27 protein-coding genes and 1 pseudogene are annotated in these 26,042 nt (G+C 70.4%); 23 read left to right on the top strand and 5 right to left on the bottom strand.

Translation table 11 applies throughout. From position 1 onward, the window contains the following. Window positions 1–69 precede the first annotated feature (69 nt). Complete coding sequence (locus ABT324_RS02495; protein WP_351170363.1) at window positions 70–1,200, bottom strand: pyridoxal-phosphate-dependent aminotransferase family protein; 1,131 nt, start codon at window positions 1,198–1,200, stop codon at window positions 70–72. Window positions 1,201–1,628: 428 nt separating this feature from the next. Here ABT324_RS02495 and ABT324_RS02490 point away from each other — a divergent pair, with 428 nt between their 5' ends. From ABT324_RS02490 to ABT324_RS02440, 11 genes are all read left to right on the top strand, one after another. Further along, window positions 1,629–2,054, top strand: coding sequence for a cupin domain-containing protein (locus tag ABT324_RS02490; RefSeq protein ID WP_351170360.1), 426 nt, complete (start codon window positions 1,629–1,631; stop codon window positions 2,052–2,054). A gap of 67 nt (window positions 2,055–2,121) precedes the next feature. Next, a complete protein-coding gene (locus ABT324_RS02485; protein ID WP_351170357.1) occupies window positions 2,122–3,336 on the top strand; it encodes an acyl-CoA dehydrogenase family protein in 1,215 nt (404 codons plus the stop codon). An 18-nt stretch (window positions 3,337–3,354) separates the two neighbouring features. Next, entirely contained in the window at window positions 3,355–4,212 is an 858-nt protein-coding gene (locus tag ABT324_RS02480) for a fumarylacetoacetate hydrolase family protein (RefSeq protein WP_351170354.1), read from the top strand. A 255-nt stretch (window positions 4,213–4,467) separates the two neighbouring features. Further along, window positions 4,468–5,817, top strand: coding sequence for an MFS transporter (locus ABT324_RS02475; RefSeq protein WP_351170351.1), 1,350 nt, complete (start codon window positions 4,468–4,470; stop codon window positions 5,815–5,817). Between the two features lie 139 nt (window positions 5,818–5,956). Beyond that, window positions 5,957–7,768, top strand: coding sequence for an acetyl/propionyl/methylcrotonyl-CoA carboxylase subunit alpha (locus ABT324_RS02470; protein ID WP_351170348.1), 1,812 nt, complete (start codon window positions 5,957–5,959; stop codon window positions 7,766–7,768). Then, a complete protein-coding gene (locus ABT324_RS02465; protein WP_351170345.1) occupies window positions 7,765–8,514 on the top strand; it encodes an SDR family NAD(P)-dependent oxidoreductase in 750 nt (249 codons plus the stop codon). The genes ABT324_RS02470 and ABT324_RS02465 overlap by 4 nt, the downstream gene beginning before the upstream one ends. After that, window positions 8,514–9,395, top strand: a complete 882-nt coding sequence (locus ABT324_RS02460) for an HpcH/HpaI aldolase/citrate lyase family protein (RefSeq protein ID WP_351170342.1) — start codon at window positions 8,514–8,516, stop codon at window positions 9,393–9,395. The genes ABT324_RS02465 and ABT324_RS02460 overlap by 1 nt, the downstream gene beginning before the upstream one ends. Beyond that, window positions 9,392–9,862 carry a MaoC family dehydratase gene (locus tag ABT324_RS02455; RefSeq protein ID WP_351170339.1) on the top strand — a complete coding sequence of 157 codons (471 nt, stop codon included), beginning with the start codon at window positions 9,392–9,394 and terminating at the stop codon, window positions 9,860–9,862. The genes ABT324_RS02460 and ABT324_RS02455 overlap by 4 nt, the downstream gene beginning before the upstream one ends. After that, on the top strand, window positions 9,859–10,335 hold the full coding sequence (locus ABT324_RS02450; protein WP_351170336.1) for a MaoC family dehydratase: 477 nt from the start codon (window positions 9,859–9,861) through the stop codon (window positions 10,333–10,335). Before ABT324_RS02455 ends, ABT324_RS02450 begins: the two co-directional genes overlap by 4 nt. Then, the gene (locus ABT324_RS02445; protein WP_351170333.1) at window positions 10,332–11,066 is read left to right on the top strand and encodes an SDR family NAD(P)-dependent oxidoreductase; all 735 of its coding nucleotides are present in this window, start codon (window positions 10,332–10,334) and stop codon (window positions 11,064–11,066) included. Before ABT324_RS02450 ends, ABT324_RS02445 begins: the two co-directional genes overlap by 4 nt. A 109-nt stretch (window positions 11,067–11,175) precedes the next feature. Continuing rightward, window positions 11,176–11,793 carry a TetR-type transcription factor C-terminal domain-containing protein gene (locus ABT324_RS02440; protein ID WP_351170330.1) on the top strand — a complete coding sequence of 206 codons (618 nt, stop codon included), beginning with the start codon at window positions 11,176–11,178 and terminating at the stop codon, window positions 11,791–11,793. Window positions 11,794–11,800: 7 nt separating this feature from the next. On the opposite strand, the gene ABT324_RS02435 is transcribed toward ABT324_RS02440, so the two are convergent. Both ABT324_RS02435 and ABT324_RS02430 read right to left on the bottom strand, forming a co-directional pair. Then, window positions 11,801–12,919 carry an alkene reductase gene (locus tag ABT324_RS02435; protein WP_351170327.1) on the bottom strand — a complete coding sequence of 373 codons (1,119 nt, stop codon included), beginning with the start codon at window positions 12,917–12,919 and terminating at the stop codon, window positions 11,801–11,803. 24 nt (window positions 12,920–12,943) lie between these two features. Continuing rightward, a complete protein-coding gene (locus ABT324_RS02430; RefSeq protein ID WP_351170324.1) occupies window positions 12,944–14,506 on the bottom strand; it encodes an acyl-CoA carboxylase subunit beta in 1,563 nt (520 codons plus the stop codon). A 144-nt stretch (window positions 14,507–14,650) separates the two neighbouring features. Here ABT324_RS02430 and ABT324_RS02425 point away from each other — a divergent pair, with 144 nt between their 5' ends. The 9 genes from ABT324_RS02425 (at window position 14,651) to ABT324_RS02385 (ending at window position 23,591) form a co-directional block, all read left to right on the top strand. Further along, the gene (locus ABT324_RS02425) at window positions 14,651–16,180 is read left to right on the top strand and encodes a class I adenylate-forming enzyme family protein (RefSeq protein ID WP_351170321.1); all 1,530 of its coding nucleotides are present in this window, start codon (window positions 14,651–14,653) and stop codon (window positions 16,178–16,180) included. 16 nt (window positions 16,181–16,196) lie between these two features. Further along, a complete protein-coding gene (locus ABT324_RS02420; RefSeq protein ID WP_351170318.1) occupies window positions 16,197–16,529 on the top strand; it encodes an EthD family reductase in 333 nt (110 codons plus the stop codon). Window positions 16,530–16,851: 322 nt separating this feature from the next. Then, window positions 16,852–17,058, top strand: a complete 207-nt coding sequence (locus ABT324_RS02415; protein WP_351170315.1) for a hypothetical protein — start codon at window positions 16,852–16,854, stop codon at window positions 17,056–17,058. Window positions 17,059–18,237: 1,179 nt separating this feature from the next. Then, a complete protein-coding gene (locus tag ABT324_RS02410; protein WP_351170312.1) occupies window positions 18,238–18,975 on the top strand; it encodes a 5-formyltetrahydrofolate cyclo-ligase in 738 nt (245 codons plus the stop codon). Between the two features lie 250 nt (window positions 18,976–19,225). Further along, entirely contained in the window at window positions 19,226–19,492 is a 267-nt protein-coding gene (locus ABT324_RS02405) for a hypothetical protein (RefSeq protein ID WP_351170309.1), read from the top strand. A gap of 315 nt (window positions 19,493–19,807) precedes the next feature. Beyond that, window positions 19,808–20,050 carry a hypothetical protein gene (locus ABT324_RS02400; RefSeq protein WP_351170306.1) on the top strand — a complete coding sequence of 81 codons (243 nt, stop codon included), beginning with the start codon at window positions 19,808–19,810 and terminating at the stop codon, window positions 20,048–20,050. Between the two features lie 669 nt (window positions 20,051–20,719). Beyond that, on the top strand, window positions 20,720–22,078 hold the full coding sequence (locus ABT324_RS02395; RefSeq protein WP_351170303.1) for a hypothetical protein: 1,359 nt from the start codon (window positions 20,720–20,722) through the stop codon (window positions 22,076–22,078). A 149-nt stretch (window positions 22,079–22,227) separates the two neighbouring features. After that, window positions 22,228–22,974, top strand: a complete 747-nt coding sequence (locus tag ABT324_RS02390; RefSeq protein ID WP_351170300.1) for a D-Ala-D-Ala carboxypeptidase family metallohydrolase — start codon at window positions 22,228–22,230, stop codon at window positions 22,972–22,974. Window positions 22,975–23,117: 143 nt separating this feature from the next. Further along, window positions 23,118–23,591, top strand: coding sequence for a universal stress protein (locus tag ABT324_RS02385; RefSeq protein ID WP_351170297.1), 474 nt, complete (start codon window positions 23,118–23,120; stop codon window positions 23,589–23,591). 178 nt (window positions 23,592–23,769) lie between these two features. On the opposite strand, the pseudogene ABT324_RS02380 reads toward ABT324_RS02385, so the two are convergent. Continuing rightward, window positions 23,770–23,850: pseudogene (locus ABT324_RS02380) on the bottom strand (hypothetical protein); the annotation flags it as partial. Window positions 23,851–24,056: 206 nt separating this feature from the next. Here ABT324_RS02380 and ABT324_RS02375 point away from each other — a divergent pair. Beyond that, a complete protein-coding gene (locus tag ABT324_RS02375) occupies window positions 24,057–24,323 on the top strand; it encodes a DUF3040 domain-containing protein (protein WP_351170294.1) in 267 nt (88 codons plus the stop codon). Between the two features lie 12 nt (window positions 24,324–24,335). On the opposite strand, the gene ABT324_RS02370 is transcribed toward ABT324_RS02375, so the two are convergent. Then, window positions 24,336–24,707 carry a CBS domain-containing protein gene (locus ABT324_RS02370; RefSeq protein WP_351170291.1) on the bottom strand — a complete coding sequence of 124 codons (372 nt, stop codon included), beginning with the start codon at window positions 24,705–24,707 and terminating at the stop codon, window positions 24,336–24,338. A 245-nt stretch (window positions 24,708–24,952) separates the two neighbouring features. Between ABT324_RS02370 and ABT324_RS02365 the strand changes: the two genes are divergently transcribed. Together ABT324_RS02365 and ABT324_RS02360 are read left to right on the top strand one after the other, a co-directional pair. After that, window positions 24,953–25,153 (top strand): hypothetical protein, encoded by a 201-nt coding sequence (locus ABT324_RS02365; protein ID WP_351170288.1) that lies wholly within the window; start codon window positions 24,953–24,955, stop codon window positions 25,151–25,153. After that, complete coding sequence (locus ABT324_RS02360; protein WP_351170285.1) at window positions 25,153–26,040, top strand: universal stress protein; 888 nt, start codon at window positions 25,153–25,155, stop codon at window positions 26,038–26,040. The genes ABT324_RS02365 and ABT324_RS02360 overlap by 1 nt, the downstream gene beginning before the upstream one ends. Window positions 26,041–26,042 lie beyond the last annotated feature (2 nt).

Here is a 26,042-nt window from a genome sequence, read left to right as displayed (position 1 = left end):
CTACCGGCCGGGAGCACCACCGCGCCGGCCCTCCCCGGTGGAAGCGGGGGGAGAGCCGACGGGAGGCGGTCAGCGCTGCGCTTTGTCCAGACCCGTCCGGAGCCGGGCCAGGGTTCCCTCGACGTCGCCGAGCTTGTCGAGCCCGAACAGGCCGATGCGGAAGGTGGCGAAGTCAGCCGGCTCGTCGCAGTGCAGGGGCACACCGGCCGCGATCTGGATACCGGCCTCCTTGAAGCGGGCACCGCTGCGCAGCTCCGGGTCGTCGGTGTGGACGACGACCACGCTGGGGGCTGCGAACTCGTCGGCGGCGACCGAGGGGAGCCCGTGCTCGGCGAGCATCGTGCGCACCCGGGTGCCGAGTTCGACCTGCGCGGTGCGGAGGTCCTCGAGTCCGCGGTCGCGGGTCGCGCGCATGAGTTCCAGGTTGTGCGCGAGGGTGTCGGTCGGCATGGTCGTGTGGTACGGGGTCTGGCCCTGGAGGTAGGCGTCGGTGATCGACAGCCACTTCTTCAGGTCCACGGAGAAGCTGGTCGACGTGCTCGCCTCGACCGCGGCCCGACCGGCCTCGCTGAGCATGACGTAGCTGGCGCAGGGCGAGCCGCTCCAGCCCTTCTGCGGCGCGCTCAGCAGGACGTCGACGCCGAGGTCGGCCATGTCGACCCAGAGCGCCCCGGAGGCGATGCAGTCCAGGACCAGCAGGCCACCGGCCTCGTGGGTGGCCTCGGCGAGGCGGCGGACGTAGTCGTCCGGCAGCAGCATGCCCGCGGCCGTCTCGACGTGCGGCGCGAAGACCACCTCGGGCTGCTGCTCGCGGATGGTGGCGACGACCTCGTCGATCGGCGCTGGCTGCCACGGGGCCTGGTGCGAGGAGTCGACCGGTCGGGCCCGGCACACCGCGTGCTCCCGCGCGATCGAGCCCATCTCGAGGATCTGCGTCCAGCGGTAGGAGAAGAGCCCGTTCCGCACCACGAGGCAGCGGCGGCCCGTCGCGAGTTGGCGGGCGACGGCCTCCATGCCGTAGGTGCCGCCGCCGGGCACCAGCGCGACGCTGTGCGCTCGGTAGGTGGTGCGCAGGACATCGACGATGCCCTGCATGACGCCCACGAAGCGCTGGGACATGTGGTTCAGCGAGTAGTCGGTGAACACCACCGAGTACTCGAGCAGACCTCCGGGATCGACATCATCATGAGGCAGAGCCATGCCCGTAGCCTGACACAGGCGAGGAAGCCGGGCGCGGACAGGTGGTATGGGCTGTTCGTCCCCATTGCTCCATGTTGCACTGCGGAACCGAGGTCGCCCCAAGAGGCGAGCCTGACTCGCGGATGGACGCTCGCGGCGGCCTGGTGCTGTTGCTCGGGTGGGCTGCCGCGAGACCTCGGCATCGCGGCAGGTGGGCGCGTGGACACGGGCCACGTCCCGTCCCCTCGCGGCGCGTCTCGCCCCTGGAGGACGCCGTCGCGATCCGCTGTGGCCAGGCCGGTCCGGCTCTCCGCTCCGAAGACGACAAATGACGAACGTGCGCTCGTCTGTATGGGTTCTGAACTGGGGCTGGGGTGGAAAATGATGCTAGACGAGCGATCGCACGTTCGTTACGCTGCGGGCGTCCGAGTCGATGAGGAGGCGTTGAGATGGCCAAGGACGACGTTCCGGTTGTGACCCGGCGGGGCCACGAGGACACCGGTACCGGCCAGTCGGGTGGCGCGGTTCGGATCTCGGGCGTCGGCCCGCAGCACACGCCCGCCACCAGGATCTGGTACGGCAAGGTCAGCAACGAGCCCGGCTACCGGTCGCTGCCGCACCACCACGGCGAGGCCGAGACCGGTGGGTACGTCCTCAAGGGCAAGGGGCGGATCTGGTTCGGCCCGAACTACTCCGAGCACGTGGACCTGGCGGAGGGCGACTTCGTGTTCGTGCCGCCGTTCATGCCGCACGTCGAGGGCAACATGAGCACCACCGAGGAGCTGGTCTGGCTGACCTGCCGGACGCCGGACAACATCGTGGTCAACCTCGACGACGTCGATGACCACGCCCTCGAAGGCTACCGGCGCGCCTGACCAGGCACTCGGGAACACCATCGACGCCGGGCGCCGCACGGGTGGCGGACGGCAGGAGGGCTCGACCATGCGGAGCGCAACGGCAGGCGGGCAGGACCGGCCCGCGGGGTGGCAGGTCGACGTGGTCGCGACGGACTCGCCGGACCAGGCCGAGGTTCGGGAGCTGGTCCGGTCGATCCTCGCCGACCACGCCCCGGCGGACCGCGTGTCCCGGCTCGACGAGGCGGAGGCGTTCGACGAGGAGTTCTACCGGCACCTCGGTGCCGCTGGGCTCATCGGCCTGGGCGCTGATCCGGCGACCGGCGAGGACGCCGACCCGCGGCACGAGGTCGTCGTGCTCGAGGAGCTCGGGGCCGGGCACACCTCGATGGCTGTCTGCCTGGTCGTGCAGTACATGGCCCTGCGCCTGCTCGCCCACCACGGGGACGACGAGCAGCGCGAGCGGCTGCTCGTGCCGCTCGCGGAGGGGCGGGGGCGGCTCGCGTTCGCGCTCTCGGAGGAGGACGGCGGAACCGACATCGCCCGCGCCATGCGGACGAGGGCCGCGCCGGGTGGCGCGGGGTGGGTCCTCTCCGGCCGGAAGACGTGGATCTCGGGTGCGGCGACGTCCGGGCACGCGATCGTGCTGGCCCGCACGTCCGAGGTCGGGCGTTCGGCGATCGACGGCATCACGATGTTCCTGGTGCCGCTGGACGCGGACGGGATCTCGGTGCGCGTGCTCGACACCGCGGGCATCCACGGCCTCGACACCTGCGAAGTCACCTTCGACGACGTCCAGCTGGACGGCTCGACCGTGCTGGGGGAGGTCGGGGCCGGGTTCCGGCAGGTGATCGGAACTCTCAACGGCGAGCGGCTCAACGCTGCCGCGGTGGCGCTCGGTATCGCGCGCGGAGCCCTGCGCAGCGCGGTCGAGTACGCCTCCCAGCGGCAGGCTTTCGGGCGGAGCATCGGGAGCTTCCAGGCGCTGCAGCACGGACTGGTCGACGGGGCGGTCCAGGTCGAAGCCGCCCGCGGGTTGCTGACCAGGGCAGCGGATTCCGCGAGCGCCGGGGACGGGCAGTCGGACACCCTCTCCGCGATGGCCAAGATCGCGGCCGCGGACGCGGCGACCGGCATCACCGACGTCGGGATGCGGGTCATGGGCGGTGCGGGGTACAGCCGCGAGTACCCCATGCAGCGCTACTTCCGCGATGCCCGCCTCTACACCTTCGCGCCGCTGACCAACGAGATGCTGCGCAACTTCGTCGGCGAGCGCTGGCTCGGCCTGCCGCGCTCCTACTGAACCGGAGTCGTTGAGACCATGAAGCTGCTGTCCTACCGAAGTTCTGACCGGTGTTCGTGGGGTGCTCTCGTCGAGGGGGAGGTCCTTGACCTGGCGGCAGTGAACCCGGCCTGGCCGTCCTTGGCCACCGCGCTCGACGCGGCTGGCACCGACGGGATCCGGCGCGCGGTCACCGCGGCTGCGGACTCCGCGGACCGGATCGCGCTCGACTCCGCGGAGCTCCTGCCCGTGGTCCCGCACCCGGGGAAGGTCCTGTGCGTCGGTTTGAACTACGAGGAGCACCGCATCGAAACCGGTCGGGAGCGGACCGAACACCCGGTGATCTTCACCAGGTTCCCGGACACCTTCGTCGGGCACGGCGCCCCGCTGGTCCGCCCGGCCGAGAGCGAGCGCTTCGACTTCGAGGGGGAGCTCGCCCTGGTCATCGGGCGCGGTGGCCGCCGCATCGCACCGAAGGACGCGCTGGACCACGTCGCCGGGGTCACCTGCCTCAACGACGGTTCGATCCGGGACTTCCAGTTCCACACCCACCAGTTCACCCCGGGCAAGAACTTCCCGGCGACCGGCTCGATGGGGCCCTGGCTGGTCACTCTGGACGAGGTCGCCGACCCGGCTGAGCTGGAGCTGACCACCCGCCTCAACGGTGCCGAGGTCCAGCGCGCACCGCTGTCGGACCTGACCTACTCGCTGCCGGAGATCGTCTCCTACTGCTCGTCGTGGACGCAGCTGCGACCGGGCGACGTCATCGCCACCGGTACCCCCGGCGGGATCGGTGCCCGCCGCGAACCCCCGCTGTGGATGCGGCCCGGAGATGTCTGCGAGGTGGAGGTGTCCGGGGTCGGGTTGCTGCGCAACCCGGTCGTCGCCGAGACCTGACGCAGGATGGCTCGCCGGGGCCGACGTGCCCCGCGTGAAGAACGAGCGCACGTTCGCAGGAGGTGCAGCTGGGCAGCCCGATCGTCAGCGTTGCCGAACCGGGAACGGCTGGTCCCCCCGGCCTTCTCGCGCAGTTCCAAGCGAACAGTTGCGGGGCGACGTCGTCCCGCAAGCGGCGAACGAATGATCGTCGCCTCCCCGTGAACCTGGCGCCCGCCGCGGTCGGCCAACCAAGCCCGAGCAGGAAGACCTCCCATGCCTGAAACCACCGGACCAGCAGGACAGGCGACCCAGCCTGAGACACCAGCGCCGACGAACGTGCGGGCCGCGCGACGAGCCGTGGCCAGCGGGACGTTCGGCACCGCCATGGAGTGGTTCGACTTCGCCGTCTACGGCACGCTGTCGGCCACCCTGTTCCCGAGCCTGTTCTTCCCGAGTTTCGACGAGAACACGGCCGTGCTGGCCTCGTTCGCCACCTTCGGCGCGGGGATGCTGGCCCGGCCGCTGGGCGGCATCGTCTTCGGTGTGCTCGGGGACCGGATCGGCAGGCGCAACGTGCTCATGTTCACGCTCGTGCTCATGGGCATGGCCTCGGTCCTGATCGGACTGCTGCCCACCTACGCCGCCCTGGGGATCCTGGCGCCGACCCTGCTGGTGACGTTGCGGTTCCTGCAGGGCTTCGCCCTCGGCGGTGAGGCCAGCGGGGCGCAGATCCTCGTGGTCGAGCACGCACCGGACGACCGGCGCGGCATGATGGGCGGAATCCTCGCCATCGGTTCACCGCTCGCGCAGACGATGGCCTCGGTCGTGCTCGCGGGGCTCGCTGCCGGGTTGTCCGAGGAGGCCTTCGCCTCCTGGGGCTGGCGGGTGCCGTTCCTGATGGGGGTGCTGCTGCTGGTCGTGGGCATGTTCATCCGGCGGCGCATCGAGGAGTCGAGCGCGTTCCGGGAGAGCCAGCAGCGGGCGGAGGTTTCGGCGGTCCCACAGGAGCGCGCGCTCGCCGTGCTGCGGCGACGTCCGGGGACGGTCGTCAAGCTGGTCCTGTCGTGGGCCGCGTCGGCGGGGTTGTTCTGGATCTGCGTCACCTACGCGGTGAACTACATGACCAAGGAACTGGGCTACGCCAACTCGGTGACCTTCTCGTTGCTGGTCATGGCGAACCTGATCTCGGTGCCCGCCGCGATCTGCGGCGGGCGGCTCAGCGACCGGGTGGGGCGCAAGAAGGTCTTCGTCCTCGGCTTGACCATGCAGGGCATCGCGGCCGGGACCATGTTCCCGGTCATGGACAGCATGAACTTCCCCGCGAGCGTCGCCGTGGTCGCGCTGGCGCTCTGCGGCATCCAGATCACCGCGGGCACCCAGGCGGCCTTCTTCTCCGAGGCCCTGCCGACGAGCATGCGCTACACCGGTTCGGCGCTGGGGATGACCTTCGCCGGGCTGATCTTCGGCGCGCCGATGCCGTTCGTGGCCGCGTGGATCTTCCAGAACACGACCAACGGGGTCCTCGCGCTCTCGGGGATCGGCGTCGGGCTCGTCGTGGTGTCGGTCATCGCGACGCTCCTGCTCCCGGAGCGCTTCAAGCGGCCGCTGCACGACGACCTCTGATCACCGGTTCCAGGACTGGAGCGGAAGGAGCGAACACCCGCTCGCCTGCGCAAGTGCTGTGCACTGCACCTGTTGACCGGGGTTCGCGAGGGAGCCTAGTTTGAAAAACGAGCGCACGTTCGTCAATGAGGAGGTGCCCATGGCCCAGGTGCCGCGGGAACAGGTAGGACGGGGAGCCACCGGGGCCCTGTCGAAGGTGCTCGTCGCCAATCGCGGGGAGATCGCGGTCCGGATCATCCGCACGCTGGCCGAGCACGGCATCGCCAGCGTCGCCGTGCACTCCGACGCCGACGAGAAGGCCCTGCACGTGCGCCTCGCCGACGAGTCGGTCGCGCTCCCCGGCACTGCTGCCAACGAGAACTACCTCGACATCGCCAGGATCGTCCGGGCGGCGCAGCAGACCGGGGCCGACGCGGTCCACCCGGGTTACGGCTTCCTCGCCGAGAACGCCGACCTCGCCCGCGCGGTCACCGGCGCGGGGCTGGTGTTCATCGGCCCGAGCGGCGACGCCATCGAGGTGATGGGGGAGAAGGTCGCCGCGCGGCGGGTCGCCGCGCAGGCCGGTGTCCCGCAGGTCCCCGGGACCACCGACCCCGTCACCAGCGCCGACGAGATCCGGGCCTTCGGCGCTGAGCACGGTTACCCGGTGGCGGTCAAGGCGTCCTTCGGCGGCGGGGGCCGGGGGATGCGCACGGTTGCCGGTCCGGACGAGGCCGACGACGCGCTGGCGGCGGCGCAACGCGAGGCGGGAGCTGCCTTCGGCAACTCCGAGGTCTACCTGGAGCGCTACCTGTCGGCGGCCCGCCACGTCGAGGTCCAGGTCTTCGCCGACGCCCACGGCAACACCGTGTGGTTGGGCGACCGCGACTGCTCCGTGCAGCGCCGCCACCAGAAGCTGGTCGAGGAGTCACCGGCGCCGGGGTTGCCCGACGACCTGCGGGTGGAGATGGGTGAAGCCGCGGTGCGGCTGGCGAGGGCGGTCGGCTACGTCGGGGCCGGGACGGTCGAGTACCTGGTGGAGGGTGGCCGGTTCTACTTCCTGGAGATGAACACCAGGATCCAGGTCGAGCACCCGGTCACCGAGGCCGTGCTGGGGGTCGACCTGATCGCCGAGCAGCTGCGGGTCGCGGCGGGCGAGCCGCTGAGCGTGCCGACCTCGGGGCCAGCTCCCCGCGGGCACGCGATCGAGTGCCGCATCAACGCCGAGGACCCGGCAGGCGGGCTGTTCGTGCCCCGCCCCGGCCGGATCGACGCCCTGCAGGTCCCGGTGCGCCCCGGGGTGCGCTTCGACTCCGGTTACGAGAGCGGCGACGAGGTCGCGCCCCACTACGACAGCATGATCGGGAAGCTCGTGGTGTGGGGCCCGGACCGCGACACGGCGATCCGGCGCACGTCGGCCGCGCTGGAGGAGCTGGTCGTCGACGGGGTGCCGACCACGGTCCCCGCCGCCAGGGCCGTCCTGGCCCACCCGGACTTCACCGGAGTCGCCTTCACGACCCGGTGGCTGGAGGACGCCGTCGAGTTCCCCGCCGCGCCCAGCGCGGAGACGGGGGAAGCCGCCGAGGACGGCGGTTCCGAAGGCGCGCGGGACGAGGTCTGGGTCGGTGGTCGCCGGTACGTCATCCCGTTCTTCACCGGCGCAGGCGCAGCGGCTCCCGCAGAACCGCCCGCACGCCGATCGCGGGGGAGCACGACCAGGCGGAAAGCCGCCGGAGGGCCGGGGACGCGTGGCTCGGGCGCGGTGAGCAGCCCGATGCAGGGCACGGTCATCGCGGTCGCGGTCGCCGACGGCGACGCGGTGACCGCGGGGCAGGTCCTGTTCGTGGTGGAGGCGATGAAGATGGAGAACCCGGTCCGGTCCGCTGTGGACGGAACGGTCGGCGAGGTCGGCGTGGCGGTGGGGGACGTGGTCACCGCAGGTGCACCACTGGCCGTGGTGGTGCCCGCATGAGCACCCCGACAGCACTCATCACCGGAGCCGCGGGCGGTCTGGGATCGGCCATCGCCCGGCGGCTGGCATCCCAGGGGCAACCCGTGGTCTGCATCGACGTCGACCAGGACGCCGCGGAACGGACGGCCGGTGCCATCGTCGAGGCCGGTGGGAGCGCCACCGGCCTCGGCGTCGACATCACCGACGAGGAGTCGGTGCGCGAGCTGCACGAGACCTTGGCAAGCCAGGAGGTGCTGCCGCAGCACCTGGTCAACGCCGCGGGCATCCTGTTCCGCGGCCAGCTCGACACCACCGACACCGCGACCTTCCGCGAGGTGCTCGACGTCAACGTGACCGGTGCCTACACCGTGACCCGCGAGTTCGCCAGCGACCTGGCCGCCACCGGTGCGGGCCGGGTGGTCAACATCGGCTCGATCGCGGGGATGAACGGCTACGAGTTCACCGCCTACGCCACCTCCAAGGGCGCGGTGGTCAACCTCACCCGGGCGTTGGTGCTCGACTTCTGGGGCACGGGCGTGACCGTGAACGCGGTCTGCCCGGGGCCGATGCGCACTCCGATGCTCAACACGGCTGCCACCGAGGCGTTCCTGCGCAAGACGCCCACCCGCCACATCTCGAGCGCCGACGAGGTCGCCGGGGTGTGCGCGTTCCTGCTGTCCGAGGACGCGAGGAACATCAACGGTCAGGCGGTCGTCGTCGATGGCGGCGCCACCGCGGTCTTCCGCTTCACCGACGAGGAGGCGTGATGAAGCCCTACCGCTCCCTGCTGTTCGTGCCCGGGCACAAACCCGACTGGGCCGACAAGGGCATCCGCGCCGGGGCGCACGCGCTGGTCCTGGACCTCGAAGACGCCGTCCCGGTCGAGGCGAAGGACGAGGCGCGCGCGGCGTCCGCCGCCACGGTCGACCGCCTCGCCGGGGGCCCGACCGGCCTGGTGGTCCGCGTCAACCCGCTCGAGACCGACCTGTTCGGCAAGGACGTCGCCGCCGTCGTCCGCCCCGGGCTCACGGCGTTGCTGCTGCCCAAGGTCCACGGTCGCGACGACGTCCTGGCCTACGACGCGCTGGTCACCGCGGCCGAGGTCGAACGTGGGCTGCCGCGCGGCACGGTCGGCCTGATCCCGTCGCTGGAGACGGCGCGGTCGCTGACCAATGTGGACGAGATCGCCGCGGCCCCCCGGGTGGTCAGCCTGATGGCCGCCGCGGCGAAGGACGCCGACATCTCCCGGGAGGTCGGGTTCACCTGGAGCCCCGGCGGCCTGGAAACCCTGTACCTGCGCAGCAAGGTCGTGCTGGCCGCCCGGTCGGCAGGGCTGGCGCACGTCGTGCTGGGGCTGTGGCAGGACCTGCGCGACCTCGACGGCCTGCGCGGCTTCGCCCGGGCCAACCGCGACCTCGGCTTCGGCGGGCAGGTCGTCATCCACCCCTCGCACGTGGGCCCGGTCAACGAGACCTACACACCGGACGCGGCCGAGCTGGACCGGTTGCGCCGACTGGTCGCGGCCTACGAGGACGGAGCCCGCTCCGGGCGGGGAGCCGTGATGTTCGAAGGGGAGCACATCGACCTCGCCCACGCCCAGCGCGCCCGATCCGTCCTGGCCGTCGCCGGGCACCACGAGGAGGAATGAGCATGCCAGGCCTGTACTTCGAGGAGTTCGTGGTCGGTGAGGTCCACCGGCACGCGGTGACCCGCACGGTCACCGAGACCGACAACCTGCTGTTCACGACGCTGACGATGAACCCGCAACCGCTGCACCTCGACGAGGAGTTCGCCAAGGGTTCCCTGTTCGGCACCCGCATCGTGAACTCGGTGTTCACTCTCGGCCTGGTCGCGGGCATCCACGTCCACGACCTGACGCTCGGCACCACCGTCGGCAACCTGGGCTTCGAGGACGTGCAGTTCCCGGGTCCGGTGCTGATCGGCGACACGCTCCGCGTCGAGAGCGAGGTGCTGGAGGTGCGGGAGTCCAAGAGCCGCCCGGACACCGGCGTCGTGAAGCTCGAGCATCGCGCGTTCAACCAGCGCGGCGAGCTGGTCTGCCGCCTGCGCCGCGCCGCCCTGATGAAGCGGCGGCCCGCGGAGGTGACGGCATGAGCGCGGTCAGCGGGCAGGGCCAGGTGTTCTGGGAGGACCTGGCGGTGGGTGACGCGCTGCGCGGCCCCGGGGTGACGATCACCGACTCGCACCTGGTCCAGTGGGCGGGCCTGACGGGCGACTGGGTCTCCTTGCACCTGGACGAGTCCTACGCCCAGGAAGCGGGTTTCGCCGGGCGGATCGCCCACGGCCCGCTGTCGCTGTCGTTGTCGCTCGGGCTGCTCACGCAGACGGGGATCTTCGGCAACGTGCAGGCGTGGCTGGGCCTCGACGAGGTCCGGGCGCTGGCCCCGGTGTTCATCGGCGACACGGTGCACCCGGAGGCCCGGGTCGCCGCGGCCCGGACGACGAGCAAACCGGGGCGGGGGATCTGGACGCTGGACTACCGGACCGTCAACCAGCGGGGCGAGGCAGTGATGACGTTCTCGAGCAGCTTCATGGTCCGCCGCCGCCCCGGGGGTGGTGCGCGATGAGGCCCGACCTGGTCGGAGTCGTCACCGGGGCCGCCTCGGGGTTGGGGCGGGCGACCGCCGAGCTGCTGCTGGAGCACGGCGCCCGGGTCGCGGGCTGGGACGTCAGCGGCGACGGGCTGGAGTGGCTGTCCGACCGCGGGACCACGCGCGCGGCGGTCGTCGACGTCACGGACCCGGCGCAGGTCGCCGCAGCGGCCGAGCAGGTGCGCGGAGCCTGGGGCCGGGTGGACTTCCTGGTGAACTCCGCCGGGGTCTTCGTGCTCGGCTCGCTGGCCGACGTCGAGGTGGCCGAGGTGCGGCGGCTGTTCGACATCAACGTCACCGGCACGACCCTGGTGACCCAGGCGCTGCTGCCGGACCTGGTCGCGGCCCGCGGCGCGGTGGTCAACCTCTCCAGCACGGTGGCGCTGAAGCCGTCGGTCTCCAACGCCCACTACGCGGCCTCGAAGGCCGCGGTCGCCCAGCTCACCCGCTGCTGGGCCCTCGAACTCGCACCGCACGGGGTCCGGGTGAACGCCGTCGCGCCGGGGCCGACCAGCACACCGCTGTTCGCCGCGGCGGGCATGGATCTCGCGACCACGGAGTCGTTTCTGGCGCAGCGGGCCGCCACCATCCCGCTGGGCCGCACCGGCGAGCCGACCGAGGTGGCCAGGTGGATCACCCGCCTCATCGACGACGAGTGGGTCACGGGCCACGTGCTGCCGGTGGACGGCGGCACCTCCATCGCCTGATCACGGCCTGCCGGATGACGAACGGCTGCTCGTTCGCCATCCGCTAGAATCGCGGGTGAGGCACAACCACTGAGGCCAGCTGGTCTCCCACCACGGATCGGAGCACCGCATGCCCCGCCCCACGAACGGCGTTCGCACGTCCGACGCCATCCGTGAGGCCGCTGTCGAGCTCTTCTACGAGCACGGCTACGAGGCGACCTCGCTGCGCGAGGTGGCGGCCAAGGTCGGGATCCGGGTCGGCAGCCTGTACAACCACATCAGCGGCAAGGACGAGCTGCTCAGCTCGATCATGATCGGCATCATGGACGACCTGCTGGCCGCCCTGCGCAGCGCGCTGCGCGAGCACGAGGACGACCCGGTCGCCGCCCTGCGCGCCTGCGTGGACACCCACATCCGGTTCCACGCCCAGCGGGCCCGCGAGGTGTTCATCGGCAACTCCGAGCTGCGCGCGCTGCCCGCCAAGGAGCGCCGGCGGGTGGTCGCCAAGCGCGACCAGTACGAGAAGCTCATTCGCGGCGTCATCGAGGGCCTCGCGGAGCAGGGCGAGGCCGAGGTCGTCGACGCCCGGCTGCAGACCTACGCGATCGTGGCGATCGGGACCCACGTGGCGTCCTGGTACAAGCCGCGCGGCGGGATGTCCCTCGAAGCGATCGTCCGGACCTACACCGAGATGATCCTGCGCCAGGTCGGGGTGTCGCCGGCGGCCACCGCCGCGACCGCCAGCTGACACCGCGCTAGCCGCCGGTGATCTCCCCGAGCGTGGGGTAGTCGGTGTAGCCGACGTCGCCCCCGCCGTAGTAGGTGGCGCGGTCGGACTCGGCCAGCGGTGCCCCGGCTGCGACGCGGTGCGGCAGGTCGGGGTTGGCGATGTAGGGCCGTCCGAACCCGACGGCGTCGACGCGCCCGCTGGCCACCGCGGCCTCCGCGGTGGCGGCGTCGTAACCGCCCGCGGCGACGATCTTGCCCCGGTAGCGCTCGCGCGCCCAGGCCGATCCGAGTGCGCGGCGCGCCGCGTCCCGACCACCGGTGAGGTCCTGCGAACCGTCGATGCCGGGCTCGACGAGGTGCAGGTACGCCAGCCCGGCTCCGCTGAGCAGGTCGAGCACGTGCCCGAACAGCGCGGCGGGGTCGGAGTCGGCCATGTCCTGGAAGGTACTGGCCGGGGAGATGCGGACCCCCACCCGGTCCGCGCCGACCTCGGCGCTGACCTCGGTCACGACCTCGGAGAGCAGCCGCGCGCGGTTCTCCACGCAGCCGCCGTGGGCGTCGGTGCGGGTGTTGGCGTTGTCCTGGAGGAACTGGTCGATGAGGTAGCCGTTGGCCGCGTGGATCTCCACGCCGTCCAAGCCCGCCGCGATCGCGTTGCGGGCGGCGTGCCGGTACTGCGCGACGATGACCGGGATCTCCAGGGCCTCCAGCGCCCGCGGCGTCACGTGCGGGGTTCGCCCGCCGCGGGCGTAGGTGAAGCCGTCGATCCTGATCGCCGACGGAGCGACCTGGGGCTGCCCACCGGGCTGCAGCGAAGGGTGCGAGGCGCGGCCGGTGTGCCAGAGCTGGGCGACCATCGTCCCACCGGCGGCGTGCACGGCGGATGCGACCTCCGCCCAGGACGCCGTCTGGTCGTTGGTCCAGATCCCCGGGACCCTCGGGTTGCCGACCGCCACCGGGGACACGCACACCCCCTCGGAGACGATCAGCCCGGCCGTGGCGCGTTGGGCGTAGTAGGTCGGCGCTGATGTCGGCAGCGTCCCGTCGCGATGAGCGCGGCTGCGGGTCATGGGAGCCATCACGAACCGGTTGCGCAGCCGCAGCGCTCCCAGGTCGACCGGCTCGAAGAGCGAACTGGAGGCCATGCGCTTCCCTCCTCGAAGCAGAGCTCAGACCGGGGTGACGGCCTGGCGACGGGCGGCGGGCGGGGTGCTGCGGCGCCGGTAGACGGACAGGCGGCGGTGCAGTTCGGCGCGGAGCTCGTTCGCCGGGACGACGGCCTCGACGGCGTTCTCGTTGGCGATCTTGAACACGTCGATGCCCGCGGCGTACTCGGCCTGCTTCTCGGCCACGAAGCGCTTGCGCTCCTCGGGGTCCCCGATGGCCTGGATGCGGTTGTAGTGGACACCGTTGACGGCGGCGTCCGGGCCCATCAGCGCTGGTTTGGCGGTCGGCAGCGCGAGGACGGCGTCGGGTTTCATCGGCGCACCGGACATGGCGAGGTACCCACCGCCGTAGGCCTTGCGCACGAGCACGGCGATGCGCGGCACGCGGCTCTCGGCGACGGCGAAGAGCATCTTGGCGCCGTGGCGGATGATGCCCTGCCGCTCCACCTCCGAGCCGATCATGTAACCGGCGATGTCGACCAGGAACACGATCGGGATGTTGTAGGCGTTGCAGGTCCAGATGAACCGGGCGGCCTTGTCGGAGGAGTCCGGGAACAGCACGCCGCCGCGCTGCATCGGCTGGTTGGCGACCAAGCCGACGCTGCAGCCCTCGATCCGGGCGTATCCGGTGACCAGCTCGGGGGCGAAGAGGTCCTTGTAGGGCAGGAACGAGTCCTCGTCGACGAGGGCGTCGATGAGCTCGTGGACGTCGTAGACCTCGGACTCCCGCTCCGGCACGACCTCCTGGACGGTGCGCGCCGACGCGGGTTCGGCGGCCGGGGCCACCGGCGGCTTCTCCGCCCAGTTCGACGGCAGGAACGACAACCACACGCGGATCGCCGCGATGGCCTCCGCGTCGTCCTCGACGAGGCAGTCGCCGAGCCCGGAGGTGCGGCAGTGCATCTCGGCGCCGCCCATCTCCTCCAGCGTCACCTGCTCCCCGGTGACCATCTCGGCCAGGCGGGGCGAGCCGAGGTAGGCCGTGGCGTGGCCGCGCACCATGATGGTGAAGTCGCACAGGGCGGGGACGTAGGCCGACCCGGCGGGGGAGGGGCCGAACAACGCGCACACCTGGGGGACGCGGCCGGAGATCTGCACCTGGTTGTAGAAAATGTTGCCCCAGGCGCGCCGACCGGCGTAGCTCTCGAACTGCTCGTCGATCCGGGCGCCCGCGGAGTCGAACAGGTACACCAGCGGGATGCCGGTCTCGTCGGCGATCTCCTGGGTGCGGGTGATCTTCTCGAACGTCCGCTTGCCCCAGGTCCCGGCCTTGACGGTGAAGTCGTTGGCGATCACCGCCACGTCACGCCCGTCGACCCTGCCGATGCAGGTGACCACCGCGTCACCGGGCAGGCCCTCGTCGTAGCGGGCGAGCAGGCCGTCCTCGAACGACCAGCCGTCGTCGAACAGCAGCTCCAGGCGTTGCCGGACGAGCAGCTTGCCGGAGTCGAGGACCTTCGCGCGGTTCTTCTCCGAACCGCCGAGCCGGGCCTGCGCCAACCGGCGCCCGAGTTCGCCGTGCACGTCCTCGGTGCTGGTCGTGGGGCTGTCCTGGTGGTCGGTCATCAGCACTCCTGGATACGCGAACAAAAACGAACGAGCGACCGTATGTTAGCGCGACTTGCTGGGAATACAAGGAGATGAGATGGACAAACGTGCATTCGTTTCCTAGGCTCTCCGGCAAGCTCGGAGCATGCGAAGGGGACAACGATGTGGACGCTTGCCGACTGTGTGCGCCTCAACGCCCGCAGGCACCCCGCTCGGGACGCGTTGGTCGACGACACGAGCCGGTTGACCCATCGTGAGCTCAGCGCCCGCGCCGAGGGCATCGCCCGCGGTCTGCGGGCGTCCGGCATCAAGCGCGGCGACCACGTCGGGATCCTGGCGGGCAACTCGGTCTTCTGCGGCGAAGCGTTCCTCGGCGTCATCGCCGCCGGTGCCGTGGCGGTGATGTACAACTGGCGCTGGGCCACCGCCGAGCTGGCGCGGGGCATCGCCGCCACCGGCGCCCGCACCGTCCTCGTGGAGTCCCGGTTCGAGGACGCCCTGGACGCCGCCCAGGCGACCGGAGACCTCGATCCCTCGCTCAGCGTCGTCCGGCAGGGCCCCGAGTTCGAATCCCTCGCGGCCACGCCGGGGCAGGCGGTCGATCCCGGCGTCGGTCCGGACGACCCGATGTGCGTGTTGTTCACCGGCGGGACCACGGGTTCCTCGAAAGGCGTTGTGCTGGCCCACCGCTCCGGCATCGCGAACTCGCTCAACGAGCGGCTCGACGTCGGGATCGCCAGCGCCGCGGAGAACGTCGGCCTCAACGTGACGCCGATGTTCCACTCGGCCGCGCTGCTGTGCGTGTTCGCCCCGCACTACATGAGCGGCGGCACCAACGTGATGCTGCACCGCTTCGACGAGCAGCAGATCGGCGACCTCGTCGAGCGCGAGCGGATCACCACGTCGTTCATGATCCCCAACATGCTGCGCCGCCTGCTGCAGGCTGGCACCTTCGAAACCGCGGGGTTCCAGCAGCACCTCCGCCAACTCCACAGCGGGGGAGGCCTGCTGCGGATGCCGGACAAGCAGGCCGTGCGGGAGCTGACCCCGCAGGTGCGCATGTACTTCCGCTACGGGCTCACCGAGGCCGGACCGATGGTGACCCGGCTGCTCGACCGCGACATCATGCGCCCCGAACTCGACGGTTCCATCGGCCAGGAGTACTCCATGGCCGAGGCCCGCGTGGTCGACGTGGTGACCGGGGAGCCGGTCGAGCACGGGGTGCTCGGCGAGATCGTGGTGCGCGGCCCGGCGGTGATGCTCGGCTACTACGACAACGCCGAGGCCACGGCAGCGGCCCTGCGCGACGGGTGGTTGCACACCGGTGACCTGGTGACCCAGGACGAGCAGGGCTACTTCTACTTTCGCGACCGCGCGAAGGACCTGATCAAGTCGGGCGGCGAGAACGTCTACGCCTCGGAGATCGAGCAGGTCCTCTACAGCCACCCGGCCGTCATGGAGTGCGGGGTGCTCGGGGTCGCCAGCACCGAGTGGGACGAGGAGGTCCGAGCCGTGGTGGCGCTGCGCCCCGGGCGGAGCACGACGGAGCACGAGCTCCGCGACCACCTGCGCCGGTCCCTCGCCGGTTACAAGGTCCCGAAGCGCTTCGTGTTCCTCGAACCGGGCGCCATGCCCGTCAACCCCAGCGGGAAGATCGTCAAGAGCAACCTGCGCCGACTCGTCGGCTGGTAGGAGGAGGGATCCAGCGATGCCCGTCAAGATCGTGGCGATGCTGAAGGCACGACCTGGACTGTCGAGGGAGGACTTCCTCGCCCACTGGCAGCAGGAGCACCCCGCACTCGTCTGGCAGCTGCCGGGCCTGCGCGCCTACCGACAGAGCCCGGCCATCGAGCACCGCAAACCCTGGCCCTACGACGGCATGGCCGAACTGCACTTCGACAGCATCGACGACGTGCGCACCGCCTTCGCGTCCCCACAGGCCGAACCGCTCCGCGAGCACGAGAAGCACTTCCTCGACACCATCGACTGGTTCATCGCAACCGAAACGACGGTGGAACCCACCGGCGACGCCCGGCACTGACGATCCGGGACTAGGCCAGGCCCCCGGCCGGGCCGAAGCCCTCCCGTTCGCCGAGGGGAGATGACAGCGGCGGCGCCGCATCCTAGGAGAGCCGACTCGTTGTTCCGGTCGCGCTCGTCCTGCAGCACCCGAACGACCCGCTCGGGGCGCAGTCGGCCCTGCGGGGACTGCTCAGGCTGCTTTCGCTCGGCACCCCGATCTTGCTACTGCGCAGCGATGTCTCGGCGTTAGGAGCTGTGCTTCGGGTCATTGGGTGCCGCCGTCGGTACCACACCTGCGCTCAGGCATCTCTACCCGGCTGGGCCAGGAGGCGGTCGACCGGGTGAACGCGCCGGATCAGGCGAACTATTGGCAGTGCGAGTGCGACACGTGCAACGGGCGGGGGCTTGGTCACTTCGCCCTGATCGAGAACCACGGGAAGCGGACCGATGCCGCGTTCCGCCACTCGTTCCAACGGCTGCTCGACGTCAAGGAAGGACTGTTCAGGCCGGGGCTGACCTCAGCTGACCGGCGCAACAGCTGGATCTAGCACTGCAGCAGCGCGGCGTGCCACCACGAGGAGATCGCCGGACTCGTGTCAGGTCGGCCGTACCGGGACTGGTCGACGCCAGCGTTCTTGAAGGCGTGGCGTGCCGTGGGGAGGCCCAGCCCGCAGGACAAGCCGGTCGGTCCAATGCACCAGCCTCGATGAGGTCTCGATAGAGCAGCTCCTCGATCCAGCGGTCCATGGTGCTGCGCCGTGCTTGTGGAGCCCGTCCTCGTTCGGCGGGCTCCACAACTCGGACCTCACCGGCGGCATCGAGCTCGACGAAGCCCCCCAGAGCTTGCACTCGAGCAAGCATTCTGATTCATCGACCCCGGTGGGGGAGTCGACCAGCACGGCTGTGCTGAAGAACTTCCGAAGTCGCGCAGCGCCGGACAAGGCGCGACGCCACGACCGCCCTCTGCTCAGCACTCCTACGACTTTGACTACTTCAGGCGCCCGAACAGGCCCGGCTTCCGGCCATTCCCACATGGCGAGAGCATCGTGATCCAATAGCGGTGGCTGGTCGTTGCGCTTCCTCGGGGCGTGCGCCTGGGCGTCGACCTCGACAACGGGATGCGCATCGACGCCCAGCAGGGTTCGTTGGGGTGCCAACAACGAACCCCACCCCAGTGCCAGTGCCGCTCGCCGAGGCTCCGGATCAAAACACCCAGCCAGGTCAGGGTGCTCCCAGTGGGAGGCGGAAGCGAAGAACAATCCCGGCTGTGGAGTTGCTCACGAACCTCTCTAGGCATCAACACCACGCGCTTCTCAGAGGCGCTTGGTCCTGGTATCCGGAAACAACCTACGCCTCGGGCGTCGCCGATGCGAACGCTACAAGACGAGCCATCCGCTCGTACCCGCAGCACTGCTTCGCGCTCGATGTCGGTGCCGACGTGATCCGGCGTTCGAGGGCCTCGGTGCTGATCGGTAGAAAGATCGGCATGGTCCCTCTGATGATCACCACGTCGGCTTGCGGACCGTGGGTGCCTGCCACGTGGCGCGCGGGGACGACCTCAGGCGCCGACGTGGTGGCGAGGGGCGAGTGTGATGCTAATAATTGCTGGTACTACTGCGAATGTCGCGTCAAGGTCTTGCGTGCTGTCTCCGCGACCCAGTTCCTCCGCGAGGTGTATACGATCAGTTGCTGATCCTGATGGCCACGGCGTGACGAGGAGCGGCACGGTGACCAGGACCGAGGTGGACGTGCGCAAGGACACCATCCGAAATCAGGTGTGGGACCTGCTTGAAAGCCACAGCGCTCTCGACGGGCCCGGCAGCGCGCACGGCCGAATCCCCAACTTCATCGGCGCCGACGTCGCGGCTGCCCGGCTCGCGGAGCTGCAGGTCTGGCAGGACGCCGCCGTGGTCAAGGCAGTGCCGGACAAGGCCCAGCTCCCAGTCCGTGCGCGCGCTTTGCGCGCGGGCAAGCTGGTGTACATGGCCGTGCCGAAACTGGCGCAGCCGCAACCGTTCTACCTCCTGGACCCCGCCGAGCTGGTGGTTGCTCCGGAGGAAGCGGCGTCCAGTTGCATCGCGGCGTCCATCGCTCGCAACATCGGCTTGGGCGAGCTGCGACCAGTCGACTTGATCGTGTGCGGCAGCGTCGCGGTCAACCGCGACGGCGTGCGGCTGGGCAAGGGCGCGGGCTATGCCGACATCGAAGTCGCTCTCCTGGCGCAGGCCGGGCTGATCGGTCCCGGCACCACCATCGTCACCACTGTGCATTCCCTCCAAGTGGTCGATGACGACATCCCGGAAACCCGTCACGACTTCAGTGTGGACCTGATTCTCACCCCCGATGAGGTGATCACCTGCTCACCACCACGGCGGCCCGCCGGGCTCGACTGGGATGGCCTCAGCGCGGACCAAGTTGCTGCGATGCCCGCTTTGCAGTCGCTGCGGGACGGGCGCAGCTCTTAGGTGAGGCCCTGCCGGTGGCGCTCGCGAAGTCGATCTGCCGTCGCATGTCGGCCCGCTCAGTCCGACTCGCATCTGCTGATAGGTGTGATGGGCTCGCCTGTTTCCCCTTGCATCGCGTTCAGCGCTGCGTCAGCGGGAAGAACCTTGGGTGCGTTCGGGCATAGGTGATCGGTTGAGCGGTGGGGTTTCCTTTCGGCGGCTTAGGCTTTCTCGCGCAGGTTCACCTGTGAAGGACGAGGGGAGAAGTGGCGTGATTCGCAAGGTTCTGGTGGGCGCGGCCGTGGTCGTAGGCACGCTGGCCTTCAGCGCTCCGGCCATGGCGTCTGACGGCGTGTTCGCCGGGGTGTACCCGTCGGAGGGCGCGGCGAGGCAGGCGTGTTCCGACGGTGTGACGCAGGGGCGTTGGGACATCTGCACGTTCAAGTTCCGCAGGGACGGCCAGGTCGAGCTCTGGATCAAGAAGTTCGAGAAGCCGACTCCGGGTGGCACTGCGCAGAACCCGAACCTGCCGAGCTGAGTCGGCGTGGAGCCGCCGCTGCGAGTTGCAGCGGCGGCTCCACCATGCTCGGGTCCTCGCTCGACACAGGTCTTTCGAGCGGTCCGAGGGGTTCCGACATCGCGGGAACCTGGAAGTCCTGCCGGAGGGGCCTGGCCGGATTGCGCTCCGCTGTCGGTGGTTTCGGGAACCTGGCCGCAGCGTTTGGTGGGGTTCGCACTGCGCCAGCGGGAAAGATGTTGGGTGCGTTCGGGCACGGGTGCTGGTCGAGCCGTGGCGGTTCCCGCTTGTGGCCGTAGGCTCCTCCCGCAGGCCTACCTGCAGGAGAGGAAGGGGTTGAGCGGAGTGATTCGCAAGGTGATCGTGGGCGCGGCCGTGGTCGCAGGCATGCTGTCCTTCAGCGTACCGGCCATGGCGACCGACGGGGTGTTCGCTGGGGTGTACCCGTCGCTGAGCTCGGCCATGCGGGCGTGCGAGGACGGCAAGGCCCAGGGCCGTTGGGACATCTGCTCTTTCGTGCAGCACGCGGACGGCCAGGTCGAGCTCTGGATCAACTCGCTCGACCCGAGCCTGGACTGAGCGAGCACGAAGCCGCCGCTGCGGGGCAGCGGCGGCTTCTTCGCGTTCGGCCCCGCGCCAGGTCTGTGCCCGAGCGCGGCGTGCTCGCCTGGTCGTGCAAGCCGGAGTCCCGCGCTGTGTGAGGCGCCTGGATCTTCCGCGCGGCCTCTGTCACGCGTCCTCGAATTCGAGTGGACCACGGCCGTTGGCCGGTCCGCGTGCGGTCTTCCGGTCCTCGTGGAGGTCGGTCCCGCTGGCCGCTTTCTGAATCCCGGAACCCGGCTGGCTCGGGCCGAGTGCGTCGATGGCGTCGCTGAGCTGGGGGTAGGACACTGCGTCACAACCCATCGAGATCAGCCGCGAAAGGCGGATGCTGCGCTGGGTTGGAACTCCTCGTCAGTGGTCGACAACGACCCCCCACCACCACTCGTCACTTGCTTCCGCACGGTTTTCCTCGATACCAGAACCACCGCCGATGCGGACGGAGACTCGGGACATCACGGTGCAAGGCGTTGAGATGGCCCCAAGCACCCCGTCTTCCCGCTCCTCTACCAGCCGCAGGTTGGCTTGGTGCGTGCGTCTGCAGATCACTCGTTGTGCGGAAGCGGACGGGTGATCAAATCCGTAGCGTTGCGAGGCGGTGTCGATCACGAAGGTCCTGGTGCCCGTCTCGTGACCCGTAGGGGGCTGGTGTTGAAGTCGGTAGATGAGGTGTTGGACGATCTCGCCCGGAGCTCGCACGTCTTCCTCCGCTCGAATTCCGAACTGGTCCGCGCCGTCAACCTCGTGGCGGCGAAGGACGACGAGAAGCGTGCGGCGGAGCAAGCCGAGAAGGAACCGAAGAACAGGGACAGCCCCTTGCGGCGCAAGCCCGAACTCCAGGCCGTCCCTCGGGCTGAGCAGTCCATCTCGCTGACCCCGTGGGCCGTGCTGCACGCGCTCGGCCGGGCCATCGCGTTGGCGAGGCAGGGAGCCGCGCGTGGGTTCGCCGAGCACTGGGGTGCGCTGAAGTACAGCCAGGCGCTGACCAGCGACACCAGTTCCGCCATGAGGTTGTCCGCTGAGGGCAAGGAGACGGCCAAGCACTACAAGACACTCCAGTCCGGCGAGCTCGGCACTGGCTTCGCCCTGGCTGTGGCCCAGCAGGTCTTGGCGCGCCGTTACCCGGACCGCGCCGTCTCGTTCGTGCCCGCGGACACGGCACTGCTTGCTGGCTGGAGCGCGCGCGGTACCTACCGCCCGCAGTTCTTCGCCGAACTGTGGAAGCCGGGCGAACCCTCCGTGGCGATCCCGATCGCCTGCAAGGGGAACCACAGCAACGCCGCGTACTCCCACACCCAACTCGCCTCCGCATCAGTCCACGCCGAAGCAGTGCACATCGGGCCGTGGAACGAAACCCCGGCGCTGATCTTCAGCACCGAGCTACCTACGGACGACCACGTCACCATCCACGCACTCCGCGCCGACGGGCGCGGCGGCCGACTGGGCGCGCCTGGCACCGGGGGTGCCTCGCTGGACCTCGGATTCTCCGAGGAGAACTTCTTCCCCGGGATCGAAGTACCCGCCGAGGGCGGCGGGAGCCCGACCCGGGTCACTGGATTCCACGTCACACCGGACCAGTACGAATGGTTCGGACGAGTGCTCGCGCGCACGGGCGCTGCTGGCGTGACGGCCTTCGCCGGAGACGGCGAAGCGACCGCCCAGTACCTGACCAAACGGCAGGGGAATCAGCGCTTCACCGGCTTCGCGCACGCAGCTGCTGGGAGCGTGCAGGATGCCGACCACACGCTCCTCGGCATGCCCTTCTTCGGGACGGACCACGTCTTCCGGCTCAACAGGACCCGGGTGGAAGCCTTCTCCGGCGTGGAGAAGCACCTGCTGGCCCTCCTGGTGCGTGGTCAGGTGGAGCAGTACCGCCGCGAGACCTACGCGCGGCGCACCTCCTGGCCCAACGATTCCTGGGACCACTCGTGGGGCGGTCCGGTTTCGGTCCGCCCGGATGGGACCGTGCTCGCCATTCGCCTGCTCCCTGACCGGCGCGGGGGGTGAGGTGACCGCCGATCGCCCCGGCGCTGGGTTCTCGGTCGACCAGCGCTCGGACTGGATTGGACATTTCCGGACAAGGTGGGCGGTTGGGTTGTGCGGTCTGGGAGCATCTCGCGCTGCGAATGGATCTCCAGTGGTGAGAGGTGTCTTCCATGAGAAGTCGATTAGCCGGTGGGGCCGTTGCCCTGGTTGCTGGTGCGGTTGCTCCTTTCGTCGTGCCGGTGGCGGTCGCGGATCCCGTTCCGGCCACGTCGGCAGGCGATGGTTGTTACACGTGGGAGCGCACCCTCAGCGAGGGTGATGCTGGCGCGGATGTGACGAACCTGCAGATCAGGGTGTCCGGTTATCCCGGCAGTGGCGGGAAGCTCGCGATCGACGGCCAGTACGGGCCCGCCACCAGGGACGCGGTCGCCCGGTTCCAGGAGGCCTACGGTCTCGGCGCCGATGGTGTCGCGGATGCGGACACCTTCAGCAAGATCTACGAGCTGCAGGACGATGACTGCAGTCCGGCCAACTTCGACTACGCCGAGCTCAACAACTGCAACTCCGACTGGTCCGGCGGCAAGGTCCCGGCCGACGAGGCGAAGGCCAACGCGCTGGTGGTCATGTGGAAGCTGCAGGCCATGCGCCACGCGATGGGTGACGCGCCGATCGTGGTCAACGGCGGTTTCCGCAGCGTGTCCTGCAACGACTCGGTGGGCGGAGCGCCCAACAGCCGCCACCTTTACGGGGATGCCGCGGACCTGGGGGCGGGCTCGCAGGGCTTCTGCGCGCTGGCCTTGCAGGCGCGCGAGCACGGGTTGAGCGAGATCCTCGGCCCGGGCTTCCCCGGGCACGACGACCACGTGCACGTCGCCAGCGGGGGCAGCACCTGGTCCGCGCCCGACTGCGGCATGTGACCAGCGGGAGCACCAGGTGTTCCGGCCACGGCCACGGGTGGCGCACCCCTGGTGTTCGGTGACGAAAGGCCCTGATCGCGGTCGCTCGGATCACTCAGCCTGGGAGTAGCAGTCTCCGGGAGAGAGTGGTGTGAGCGGACGTCATGACCGGTGGGCAACCGATCGTGGTCGGGGTGGACGGGTCGGCGGCCAGCGCGCGGGCCTTGCGCTGGGCGCTGGAGGAGGGGCGCCGGCGCGCCGTCGCGGTGTACGCGCTCGGGGTGTGGGAGTCGCATGCGGTCACCGCCGGGCCAGCGCCGCTGCTGATGCGACCGGGCCTGGCGCCGCACCACGTGCGCGAACAGCACTGGCAGGAGCTGAACCGGCTGGTGCGTGAGTGCGTGGGTGCGGCGTCGTCTCCGGAGGTCCACGCGGAGCTCGTCGAGGGCGACGCCGCCGAGGTCCTGGCGGACAGGTCGGCGCATGCTGCGCTGCTGGTGCTGGGAGACAACGGGCGCGGGCGCGTGGCCGAAGCGGTGCTGGGCAGCACGGTGTTGCGCTGCATCCACCGGGCGCGGTGTCCAGTGGTGGTCGTGCCCGCTGGGGTGGTGGGCGAGCACGCCACCGGCCCGGGCTGAGGGGAGCGCCCTTGGCGGAGGAGGTGGTTCTCGTGGCGGGGCGAGCCACCATCGATCTCGCGGCACATTTCGACCAACTCGGCGAGCTCGCGCTCCGAGAAATGCTGCAGCGCTCCCGCAGGTCACCTTCACCCGGCACCGGGATCGGGGTGCGTGCTTGGAACGGCCAGGCGAGCACGTGCACCAGCAGCAGCGGTCGGCGACGGCTGGACGCCTCCCGCGCCGCCCACCGGACCGCGCGCCGCGACGACTCCGACAGGTCGAACCCCGCGCAGCCGTGGTCGGGGACGCGTCCGGCGGGCGCTGCTCGGCTCGGTCAGCCACGCTGCGGTGAACCGCGCCCCTGCCCCGTTGCGGTCCTGCGGGCCTGAGCCAGGCGCCCGACCACGACCGGGCCGATCTGCCCTGTTGGCTGTGCCGCGGCACCGCGATCCTGACCGCAACGGACCCGCGGGAGGAGGCGCGATGCTTCGACCTCACGAACGACGTCGGCTCGAGGAGATCGAACGGGAGCTCCGCGCATCGGACCCGAACCTCGTGCAGCACCTGGCGCAGGAACGCCCGCTAGCAGGGATCCGGGCGTGGCTGACACCCCGCTGGGTGCTGGCCCTGGGCGCGGTGCTCCTCGCGCTGCTGTGCCTGCTGTTCAACGAGAGCGCGGCGTTCTTCCTCTCCGCAGCTCTCGCCGTGGTGGTGCTCGCCACTGATGGCTGGAGCATCCAGGCCGAATGACGGTGCGACCGGTCAGAGCCGTGTTTCGATCGCCAGGAGGTCGCGCATGGAGATGACCCCCACGACCGTGCCGCCCTTCTTCACCGGCAGGTGGCGGATGCCGGCGTCGAGCATCCGGCGCGCGACGTCCCGGGTGTCCTCGTCGCAGTCGGCCGTTTCGAGCTGGTGGGTGGCGAACGCGGTGGCCGTGGTGTGCCGGGGGTAGGCCTGCTCGGCCAGGGACCGGACGAGGTCGCGTTCGGAGATGATGCCGGTGATCCGGTCGTCGTCGAGCACGGCGAGCGCGCCGACGTGGCCGGTGGTCATCTTCACCGCGACGTCGACGAGCGGATCCGCCGCGTCGCAGGTCAGCGTTCCTGGGTGGTAGGCGTCCTCGACTCGCATGGTTTCCTCCGCTGGCTGACGAGGGTGGCTGGTCCGCTTGGACGCGGTCGTCACTCTGCCTCGCGCGGCCGCCGTCGGGGAGGGGCGATCGGCCCGGAATCCCCTGCGGTGCGTGGCGCGCGGGGCCCTTGGGCACTGCCGTGCTCCGGGGGTGGGGCGGGGCGGTTGCGCACCGCGGTGACCACGGTGGCCGACCTCCGCGAGCACTGGACGCACCTGGAGCGCTTCGGCGCCGCTTCCGCGGGGTGGTCGTGCAGCCCGTGGTCGAATCCGGCCGGGAGTTCCTGGTCGGGGTGCTCAACGAGCCCGCGTTCGGCCCGAGCGCCGCCGGTGGCGTGCGTGGCCAGCTGGTGACCATCAGCCCTACCCGGGGCCGCGAGCGGTGCGGAACTGTCGACACTGCGGTGCGCGGCGCTCCGCCGCCTGGGAACAGCAGGGAGCAGTGATGAGCAGTCCTGCGGGGAAACCGGTCGTGGTCGGGATCGACGGGTCCTCGTCGGCCCTCGACGCAGTGCGCTGGGCGGCAGCCGAGGCGGCCCGCCGCGGGGCCCCGCTGCGGGTCGTCTTCGCCGACGTCTTCGCGCTGGTGTACCTGCCGGAGCTGCCGACGATCCCGCTGCCGGAGTCCTACAGCGAGGCGATGGCCCGGCAGGCCAGCACCTGGCTGGAGCAAGCGGAACGCGAGGCGCGGTCCACCGCACCCGACCTGGAGGTGCGGACCACCTCCCGCACCGGGAGCGCGGCTCCGGTGCTCATCGAGGAGTCCCGGCGGGCGCAACTGGTGGTGGTGGGCAGCCGCGGGCTCGGTGGCTACACGGGTTTGATCGTGGGATCGGTCGCCGTGGACCTGTCCGCGCACGGGCACTGCCCGGTCGCGGTCGTGCGCCGACCGCCCGCCGAGGTGGACTCGGCCGCGCCGGTGGTCGTCGGCGTGGACGGCCGGGACGACCAGGAGCGGGTGCTGGCGGCCGCGTTCGAAGCCGCCGCGATGCGCCGCGTGCTCTTGATCGCCGTGCACGCGTGGCACGAGGTGGGCTCCCGACGCGCTTGGCGGAGCTTCCGCGACCACGGCCAGGCGGACGAGGTGCGAACCGAGGAGGAGCGCTTCCTCGCCGAGACGATGGCCGGGTGGTCCGAGAAGTACCAGGACGTGGCGGTCCGACGCGTGGTGGTGCACGGCCCGGCGGCTCGGGCGCTGCTCGAACACGCCGAGCGGGCGCAACTCGTCGTGGTGGGCACCCGCGGTCGGGGAGGCTTCACCGGGCTGCTGCTGGGTTCGACCAGCCAGCAGCTGGTGTACCACGCCCCGTGCCCGGTGCTCGTGGTGCGGTGACG

Source organism: Saccharopolyspora sp. NPDC000359 (assembly GCF_040300525.1).
Classification (GTDB): domain Bacteria; phylum Actinomycetota; class Actinomycetes; order Mycobacteriales; family Pseudonocardiaceae; genus Saccharopolyspora.
The sequence above is the reverse complement of the archived record's forward strand: the minus strand, read 5'-3'. Positions and strand labels throughout refer to the sequence as shown.